Origin of the sequence: Aquabacterium sp. (genome assembly GCF_036279675.1) — a bacterium.
In the GTDB taxonomy this organism is placed as follows: Bacteria; Pseudomonadota; Gammaproteobacteria; order Burkholderiales; family Burkholderiaceae_C; genus Aquabacterium.
Map to the genome: position 1 here is coordinate 23,993 of NZ_DASUIS010000069.1, position 7,687 is coordinate 31,679.

10 protein-coding genes are annotated in these 7,687 nt (G+C 64.5%); 8 read left to right on the forward strand and 2 right to left on the reverse strand.

The window, feature by feature from the left end; translation table 11 throughout:
* Positions 1 to 7: 7 nt before the first annotated feature.
* The 8 genes from VFW93_RS08330 to VFW93_RS08365 all read left to right on the forward strand — a co-directional run bounded on the left by VFW93_RS08330 (position 8) and on the right by VFW93_RS08365 (position 6,202).
* Positions 8 to 1,210 carry a cysteine desulfurase family protein gene (locus VFW93_RS08330; RefSeq protein WP_329693530.1) on the forward strand — a complete coding sequence of 401 codons (1,203 nt, stop codon included), beginning with the start codon at positions 8 to 10 and terminating at the stop codon, positions 1,208 to 1,210.
* On the forward strand, positions 1,207 to 1,428 hold the full coding sequence (gene nifT, locus VFW93_RS08335) for a putative nitrogen fixation protein NifT (protein WP_329693531.1): 222 nt from the start codon (positions 1,207 to 1,209) through the stop codon (positions 1,426 to 1,428). Before VFW93_RS08330 ends, nifT begins: the two co-directional genes overlap by 4 nt.
* Positions 1,429 to 1,430: 2 nt before the next feature.
* A complete protein-coding gene (locus tag VFW93_RS08340; RefSeq protein WP_329693532.1) occupies positions 1,431 to 1,694 on the forward strand; it encodes a hypothetical protein in 264 nt (87 codons plus the stop codon).
* A gap of 19 nt (positions 1,695 to 1,713) precedes the next feature.
* Positions 1,714 to 2,901, forward strand: coding sequence for a DegT/DnrJ/EryC1/StrS family aminotransferase (locus tag VFW93_RS08345; RefSeq protein ID WP_329693533.1), 1,188 nt, complete (start codon positions 1,714 to 1,716; stop codon positions 2,899 to 2,901).
* 57 nt (positions 2,902 to 2,958) lie between these two features.
* On the forward strand, positions 2,959 to 3,828 hold the full coding sequence (locus VFW93_RS08350) for an SIR2 family protein (protein ID WP_329693534.1): 870 nt from the start codon (positions 2,959 to 2,961) through the stop codon (positions 3,826 to 3,828).
* 53 nt (positions 3,829 to 3,881) lie between these two features.
* Complete coding sequence (locus VFW93_RS08355; protein ID WP_329693535.1) at positions 3,882 to 4,178, forward strand: 2Fe-2S iron-sulfur cluster-binding protein; 297 nt, start codon at positions 3,882 to 3,884, stop codon at positions 4,176 to 4,178.
* A 61-nt stretch (positions 4,179 to 4,239) separates the two neighbouring features.
* Positions 4,240 to 5,817 carry a flavin monoamine oxidase family protein gene (locus VFW93_RS08360; protein WP_329693536.1) on the forward strand — a complete coding sequence of 526 codons (1,578 nt, stop codon included), beginning with the start codon at positions 4,240 to 4,242 and terminating at the stop codon, positions 5,815 to 5,817.
* A gap of 19 nt (positions 5,818 to 5,836) precedes the next feature.
* Entirely contained in the window at positions 5,837 to 6,202 is a 366-nt protein-coding gene (locus VFW93_RS08365) for a hypothetical protein (protein WP_329693537.1), read from the forward strand.
* A 28-nt stretch (positions 6,203 to 6,230) separates the two neighbouring features.
* On the opposite strand, the gene VFW93_RS08370 is transcribed toward VFW93_RS08365, so the two are convergent.
* Together VFW93_RS08370 and VFW93_RS08375 are read right to left on the reverse strand one after the other, a co-directional pair.
* Positions 6,231 to 7,295, reverse strand: a complete 1,065-nt coding sequence (locus tag VFW93_RS08370) for an alpha-hydroxy acid oxidase (RefSeq protein WP_329693538.1) — start codon at positions 7,293 to 7,295, stop codon at positions 6,231 to 6,233.
* A partial coding sequence (locus VFW93_RS08375; protein WP_329693539.1) for a Fe2+-dependent dioxygenase occupies positions 7,295 to 7,687 on the reverse strand: 393 nt, incomplete at its 5' end. The genes VFW93_RS08375 and VFW93_RS08370, both read right to left, overlap by 1 nt.

Consider the following 7,687-nt stretch of genomic DNA (forward strand, 5'->3'; position numbering starts at 1 on the left):
GCACAGCATGAATCCCGACTGGATCTACCTGGACAACAACGCGACCACCGCTCCCTCCACGGGTGTCGTCGGGGCGATCGCGCTGGCCCTGAGCCAGACATGGGGCAATGCATCCTCCTCGCATGCCATGGGACAGGAGGCCAAGCAAGCACTCGTGATGGCCAGAAGCCAGGTGGCCCGCTTCCTGAACTGCAAGCCCGCCGAGGTGATATTCACCAGCGGTGCCACCGAGGCCAACCACATCGCCTTGCGTGGCGCAGTGGGCTTCAATGGCCGCCACAAGATCGTGCTCAGCGCTGGCGAGCATGCTGGCGTGCAAAAGCTCGCGCGCCACCTGCGAGACAGGCAACTGGCAGCGGTCGACTGGATCGGCCTGAACGCAGACGGATCGCTGAACATCGACCAGGCCAGAAGCCTGATCACGCCCGAGGTCTCCGTGGTGTCGGTCATGGCTGCCAACAATGAAACCGGCGTACTGATGCCCATTGGCGAGCTGGCCCGTCTCGCGCACGAACAGGGCGCTTTGCTGCATGTGGACGCCACCCAGTTGATCGGCAAGCTGCCCTTCGACTTCGCCAAGTCCGGTGCCGATCTGGTGTCCTTGTCGGCCCACAAGTTCCATGGGCCCAAAGGCGTGGGTGCACTGATCGTCCGCCAGGGCCTGAACTGGCCCGCCCTGTTCATGGGCACACAGGAACGCGGCCGCCGTGGTGGCACAGAGAACCTGCCCGGCATCCTCGGCCTGGGTGCTGCCGCTGAAAAGCTGAGCCTCTCGCCTGAAGGCTGGCTCAGCCAGACCAGCGCGCTGGCGCGCCTGCGCGATGCACTGGAGCAAGGTCTGCTCGCGGCATTGCCCGGCACGGTCATCTATGGCGCCAGCTCGCCTCGCCTGCCCAACACCTGTTACCTGCGGTTTGGCCACGTGCACGCCGATGTGGTGCTCAACAAGCTTGACCGCATGGGCGTGATGGCCTCGTCCGGTGCGGCGTGCTCGGCATCCGGCAACGAGCCTTCACCCGTCCTGCTGGCCATGGGCGTCTCGCGTGAGGACGCCTTGTGCGCCATCCGTTTCAGCCTGTCTGGCCACACCACGGCCCAGCAGATACAGACCGTACTGGAGCGCCTGCCGCTGGAACTCGCTCCCCTCATGGCCGAGCACACCAGCTCGGTCTCCAGCCCTTCCGAACTTCCAACTGGAGTATTTGCATGAAAGTCATGATCCGCAAGGGCGCCGACGGCATCCTGTCCCTCTATGTGCCCAAGAAGGACCTGGAAGAGCCGATCGTCTCGATGGAAAAGCCCGGCATGTGGGGCGGCCTGATCACGCTGGCCAATGGCTGGCAGATGGCCCTGCCCGACATGCCGGAAGACACGCGGCTGCCCATCACGGTGGAAGCCAAGCGCACCACCACGGGTGAGGAGGTCTGACCATGACCATCTCGCCCGAACAACTCACCGAAGCCGCTTCGATCCTGGGCGAGTCCCCCACCGTCCGGGCCGCTGCGGCGGTCATCCGCGAACGCTTCGCACCCTTGCGTGCGCTCGTGCTCGACACGTTTGACCTGCGCGGAGAACAGCCCGCGGTTCAGGTTGGCACGGACCGGGCCATCTACCTGATGTCGACCGATGGTCACTGCTGGACGGTGACCAACGAGCCGCAACGGGCCTCGGCCTTTGTGCTCACGCAGAACTGACGACCAGAAAGGCGCCACCATGGACACCCAGACCGAAGCCGTTGTCGCAACGGAAGAAGGCCCAGACGACTGGATCTACCTGTCTGACCCGGACGTCACCACGGACGAACTCGAAGCCGTGGTCATGACCCTGCGTGGCAATCAGCTGTCGGCAGGGCCCCAGGTGACCGAGTTTGAAAAGGCCATGGCTGCCTATGTCGGGCGCCAGCATGCAGCGGCAGTGGGCAGCGGTACCCTGGGCCTGTGTCTGGCACTCAAGGTCCTGGGCATCGGTGCGGGCGATGAGGTCATCACTTCGGCCTATGCCTGGCACCAGATCGCGCACGCCATCACCATCGTGGGCGCCACCCCCATCCTCGCTGACATTGACTACTGGTCGGGCTGCGTGGACGCCGCCAAGGCCGCCGACAAGATCGGCCCCCGCACCAAGGCCATCCTGGCCAGCAACGTCAACGGGCATCCCGCAGATTGGCAAGCCCTGCGTGAACTGGCCGACAAGCACGGCCTCAAGCTGATCGAAGACAGCACGGAGGCCATTGGCTCGCGGTACCAGGGCAAGCTCACCGGCAGCTTTGGCGACGTGGCGATCTTCGACTTCTCGCAGCCTTCGGCATTGTGCTGCGGTCAAGGTGGCATGGTCCTCACCGACGACCCCGCCATCGCCAGCGAACTGGGTTACCTGCGCGAGCGCCGCATCAGTGACCGCTCCTCCGTCTCGGTGGGCAGCCGCGTGCCATGGCAGGCCAGCATGAGTGACCTGGATGCCGCCATGGGCCTGGCCCAGCTCAAGCGCATCGACGAGATCCTGATGAAGCGCAAACAGGTCGAAGCCGCGTATCACAAGGAGATGCAAAGCTTCGAGGGCATCAAGCCGCCCTACCTGGCCGACAACATCGACGAGGTGCACTGGATGCTCTACAAGATCCATCTGGGCAAGCGGTTCACCGGCAGCGCGCGCAACCAGATCATCGAAGACATGGACGCCAACTCGGTGGAGTGCGCCATCTACTGCGTGCCCTTGCACCAGCAGTTCCACTACCAGCAAAGCGGCTGGCACCGCGGCTTGCTGCCCAACACGGAGCGCATCGCCGATCGCTCCCTGACTCTGCCCTTTCACACCCACCTTGATGACGACGAGGTCAAGTACATCGTCAAGACGCTCAAGGACGCCTCGCTCAACATCGGCGCGGGGGCGGCGATCTACTGATCCGCACAGATCCACACCCCGCCTGAAACCCAACCAGACACTGCAACGGAGTTGCTCATGCCCGTCATCGAAGCCCAGACCAAGCCCCTCGTGGCCGCCACCCTCAACGAGTGGCTGCCCGAGCTGACAGGGGGCCTCAAGGAAGGCCGCGTCGTACCCTACCTCGGCCCAGGCCTGCTGGACCTGATTCCCGACTGCCCTGTGCCTTCGACGCCCGAAGCACTGGTCGCGCTGTTGACGGCCAAGGTCACGGTGCCGCACAAGATCCGCAACCGCCTGACCCAGGCCGCGCAGTACATCGAAAACTTCAAGCACCGCAAGAGCGTGGTGAACCAGATGGACGCCGCCTTTGAGGCCGTGCCACCAGCGAGCCCCTTGCACGACTGGATTGCGCGCCTGGCGCCGCCCCTGGTGGTCGAAAGCTGGTACGACGACACGCTCATCAAGGCCTATGCCGCCCAACGCCCGGCCAAGGACTGGGGGCAGGTGCAAGGCCTGTCGCAGTCCGAGCACTTCGGCACCTGGACGGCCTTCTACGATGCAGACGGCCAGCTCGCTGAAAGCTTCTCACCCGCCTGGAAGTCACTGGTGTACCGCCCCATCGGTGGCCGCTCGCCGGCCAGCAACTACCTGGTGTCGGACTCCGACTACGTTGAAGTCCTGACCGAAATCGACATCCAGACTCCCATCCCCGCCGAGGTGCAAGAGCTGCGCAAGGGCCGTGGCTTCCTGTTCATGGGCTGCCGTTTCAACGACCAGCTCACCCGCAGTTTTGCCCGCCAGATCATGAAACGCTCGGGCGACCGTCACTGGGCCGTGCTGCCCAACGAGCCCACCCGCATGGAGGCGCGCTTCATGGAAGAAAACAACGTCACACGCATCGACCTGCCTCTGGCCGAAGTCGCTGCGCTGCTGAGCGCCAGCTGATCCGAACCACACCCTCTCTCACGCTTTCCTGACCACACCAACGGAGAAACACCATGACCACACTGACCATCCTCCCAGCCGGCATCACCACCGAAGCCGCCCCCGGCACCACGCTGCTGGCCGCCATCAAGGCCGCCGGTGCCGCCATCATGAGCAAGTGCGAAGGCAAGGCCCAGTGCGGCGCCTGTCACGTGTTCGTGCAGGAAGGTCGCAAGAGCCTGTCCAAGATCCAGAAAACCGAAAACGAAAAGCTTGACACGCTCGTGGGTATTGGCTCCAAATCTCGTCTGGCCTGCCAGGCCACGCTGGGCGAAGAGCCCGTGACCGTCGAGCTGCTGAGCTTCGTCTGATCACCTGCCTGGCTCGCGCCCGGTTCACCATGAAGATCGCCTGTCCAACCGGAGGCACAACATGATTGACGTCGCCATTGTGGGCGCCGGCCTGACCGGGCTGACGCTGGCCAGGCAACTCCTGGCAAGAGGCTTGAGCGTGGCCGTGTTTGATGCACGAACACGTGCAGGCGGACGCATCCTCAGCGATGTGGATCCTGCCGGAGGGGCCACCGTCGATCTGGGCGCGAGCTGGTACTGGCCGGATACCGAGCCACGCATCACCGCACTGATCGAGTCTCTGGGGCTGCGCTCATTTGATCAACCCGATTCGGGCCAGGTGCTCAGCCTGCCCGATGCCAGCCGTGCACCGGAACCCATGGATGTCAATGGCATTCACGGCGGTGCAAGACGGCTGTCGGGCGGCATGGGGCAACTGGTGCAGGCACTGGTGGCACAACTGCCTGCCGGCTCACTCCAGTTGGGCCACCGCGTGTTGTCGCTGATCGATTGCGGCACCCACATAGAACTGCATGTGTCGGTTGACCTCAACGACTCCCCCGACGTCATCCAGGCCAAACGATTTCAGGCCAAGCGCGTGGTGCTGGCCTTGCCACCCAGGCTGATGCTGCAGAGCATCCGCTTTCAGCCTGAGTTGCCTGAAGCCACGGTGGAGGCCATGAGCCAGGTCTCTACCTGGATGGCCCGCGAGGCCAAGTCCTTCATGCGCTACAACAAGCCCTTCTGGCTCGAGGCCGGCCACTCGGGCAGTGCCTTCGTCACGCACATACAGGCCGTCTTGCGCGAGATCTGGGATGCGAGCGATGAACATGGTGCTGCCCTGGCAGGCTTCCATGCCATCCCGCCTGATGCCCGCCCTCACTTCGAGCGCAGCATGCCCATGCTGGTTGCCAGCCAGTTCGGCCAGTTGTTCGGCCCCGAGGCCCAGGGTGACACCGTCGTCACCAAGGACTGGGCCCAGGACGCCTGGACCTGCAGCGAACTCGACCGCCAGGATCCCTCCACCTTCCCGCCACAAGCCTCGCCCATCCTGAGACGCCCGCACTGGGGCTCACGCCTTTTCTTTGGCGGCACGGAAACCGCGCGACAAGCCGCAGGTCACATGGAAGGTGCGCTGGAGTCCGTCGCCCGCCTTTCGGACTTTCTGCGCCCGGTGCGCCAAAGCACGGTGCAGCCCGCGCAGCATCTGGAAGAAGCGCTGTCACGCTTTCATCAATGGGTGGAGGCAGAGCGTCAGCAGGCCCTGCCTCGCTACCGCCAGCATGTCAATCAGATGCTGTCCCGTCAGGACAGAGACCGTGTCACGCAGCGCGCGGTACTGGCCACGGTCGAACAGACCTACAGCCGAGCACTCGAACAGCTCTCCAGCCTGGACATGTTCGCCACCGACCTGGGCCCCAGTGGCCAGACCGAACTCACACCCAAGGTGCTGAAGGCCTTCTCGGGCTTCAGCAAATCCTTCGTGGACGACGCCCTCGCCTTCAACGCCGGATCGTGTGCCTTGTCGAACTTCCAGTCGGAGCACAGGCCTGACAGCGACTACCTGCGCGCCATCACGGCCGACCTGGCAGCCGCCTGGGTGGAGTTCGCCTGGTCTACCAATGACCTGCTCAACACCCAGTCCATTCAACCCCATTGAACCTCTTCGAGCCTTTGCCATGACGATGTACGCCGCTGCGCTGCTCAAGACCATCGAAGAAGCGGGCGTGGCCGTGCTGACGCTGACGGAGGGCCTGCTGGATACCGAGTTGCTGGCCTCGCGCCTGACGCGGCACGAGGTCACGCGGCAATTGCGCCTTCTGACAGAGGCCGCTGCGGCCTTGCCCTCGGAGGTGCATCAGGGCATGCCTGAAATCGACTGGGCCGGACTGGCCACCACAGGCCTGGCACTGGCCGGTGCGCCCGGTTCGGAGCTGGATGAGGCCATGCTGCTGGGATCGCGGGCGCAGACCCCTGCCGCGATGATGTGGTTGCGTGTTTACAAGAGCCAGCATCCGGATTGGTTTGCCATGTCCGGCGCCTGACGCAAGTTGCTCAGGCGAATCAGATGAATCAGGCCAGACGATCCGGCCCGATATCAGATAGCATGCGGCATCCCGTCAGGGCCATGGTCATTTCCAGTTCGTCGCGCAAGAGGCGGATCACATGGGCCACCCCCATGGCGCCATTGGCCGCCAGCCCCCAGACGTAAGGCCGCCCCACCAGCACGGCGGTGGCGCCCATGGCCAGTGCAGCAAACGCGTCCTGGCCACTTCGGATGCCGCTGTCCAGCAAAACAGGCACACGCCCCTCCGTTCGCCGCAACACCGCCGGCAGGCAGGTCCAGCTGGAAGCTGCCCCGCGCAGAACGCGGCCACCGTGGCTGGACACCACGATGCCATCGCACCCGGCTTCCACGGCCTGCCAGGCGTCATCCGGGTGCAGGATGCCCTTGATCAGCAAGGGCAGCGATGTCTGAGCACGCAACCAGGCCAGATCGGCCCAATCAGGTGCCTGCGCCATCCAGCCGTCGAACACGCGGCTGTCACCGTCACGCCGCGGCGCATCTGCGCCAGCAAGGGTGGGCTCCAGATTCACAGCCTGGATATCAGCCGGCAAGCTCATCGTCGCCAGCTTGATCGGGGCGTCCACGGTGAACACCACCGCCGTGCAGCCCGCCTCTTCGGCCCGGCGCAACAAGCGCAGGGTGTGCGCGCGGTCCTGCTGCCAGTACAGCTGGAACCAGGGCCCGGGCCCGCCACCCTCGCCTGCCGCCTGCACGATGTCCGCGAAGGTGTGGCTGGCCAGGCTGCTGATGATCTGCTGCCCGCCTTGCGCACTCGCAGCCAGCGCTGACGCCAGCTCGCCATGTGCATGAAACAGGCGCTGATAGGCCACAGGTGCCGTCAGGAAAGGGTGCGCCAGCGACTGCCCGAACAGGCTCAGGCGCGTATGTCCACCGGTCACGCGCGTCAAAGGGCGAGGCATCAACCTAACGCTGGCCGACACCGAGGCGCCTGCAGCATCCTCCCCATCAGCATCACCATCTTGCAAATAGGCCCAGACACGCTCGTCCAGGCGAGCCTGCGCGGCACGCTGGTAATCGGCCACGCACTCGGCGCCTTGCATGGTGCTCATCAACTGTCCGCCCACCTGCGCAGCAGGTTGTGATACGTACCGGTCAACCGCACCACGGCATCGGCCTCTCCCACTTCCTGGCGCAACTGCAGCAGCGCCATGTCCATGTCATACAACAGGCGCCTCTGACCATCGTCTCGCACCATGCTCTGGATGAACATGAAACAGGCCTGGCGCTGCCCGCGCGTCACGGGGGTGACCGCGTGGATGGAGGTGGAGGGATACAACACCAGGCTGCCCGCCTTGAGCTTCACGCCATGTGTGCCGAAGGTGTCTTCGATCGTCAACTCGCCACCGTCGTACTCTTCGGGTTCAGACAGGAACAGGGTGGCAGACACGTCCGCCCGCACATAACCTTGGGAACGATGCGGCGACATGCGCATGGCGCAGTC

What these genes read in the sequence shown, in the direction of transcription:
- VFW93_RS08345 (WP_329693533.1), top strand. Translation starts at nt 1,714, where the DNA reads ATGGACACCCAGACCGAAGCCGTTGTCGCAACGGAAGAAGGCCCAGAC.
- VFW93_RS08350 (WP_329693534.1), top strand. Translation starts at nt 2,959, where the DNA reads ATGCCCGTCATCGAAGCCCAGACCAAGCCCCTCGTGGCCGCCACCCTC.
- VFW93_RS08340 (WP_329693532.1), top strand. Translation starts at nt 1,431, where the DNA reads ATGACCATCTCGCCCGAACAACTCACCGAAGCCGCTTCGATCCTGGGC.
- VFW93_RS08360 (WP_329693536.1), top strand. Translation starts at nt 4,240, where the DNA reads ATGATTGACGTCGCCATTGTGGGCGCCGGCCTGACCGGGCTGACGCTG.
- VFW93_RS08330 (WP_329693530.1), top strand. Translation starts at nt 8, where the DNA reads ATGAATCCCGACTGGATCTACCTGGACAACAACGCGACCACCGCTCCC.
- VFW93_RS08355 (WP_329693535.1), top strand. Translation starts at nt 3,882, where the DNA reads ATGACCACACTGACCATCCTCCCAGCCGGCATCACCACCGAAGCCGCC.
- VFW93_RS08365 (WP_329693537.1), top strand. Translation starts at nt 5,837, where the DNA reads ATGACGATGTACGCCGCTGCGCTGCTCAAGACCATCGAAGAAGCGGGC.
- VFW93_RS08370 (WP_329693538.1), bottom strand. Translation starts at nt 7,295, where the DNA reads ATGAGCACCATGCAAGGCGCCGAGTGCGTGGCCGATTACCAGCGTGCC.
- nifT (WP_329693531.1), top strand. Translation starts at nt 1,207, where the DNA reads ATGAAAGTCATGATCCGCAAGGGCGCCGACGGCATCCTGTCCCTCTAT.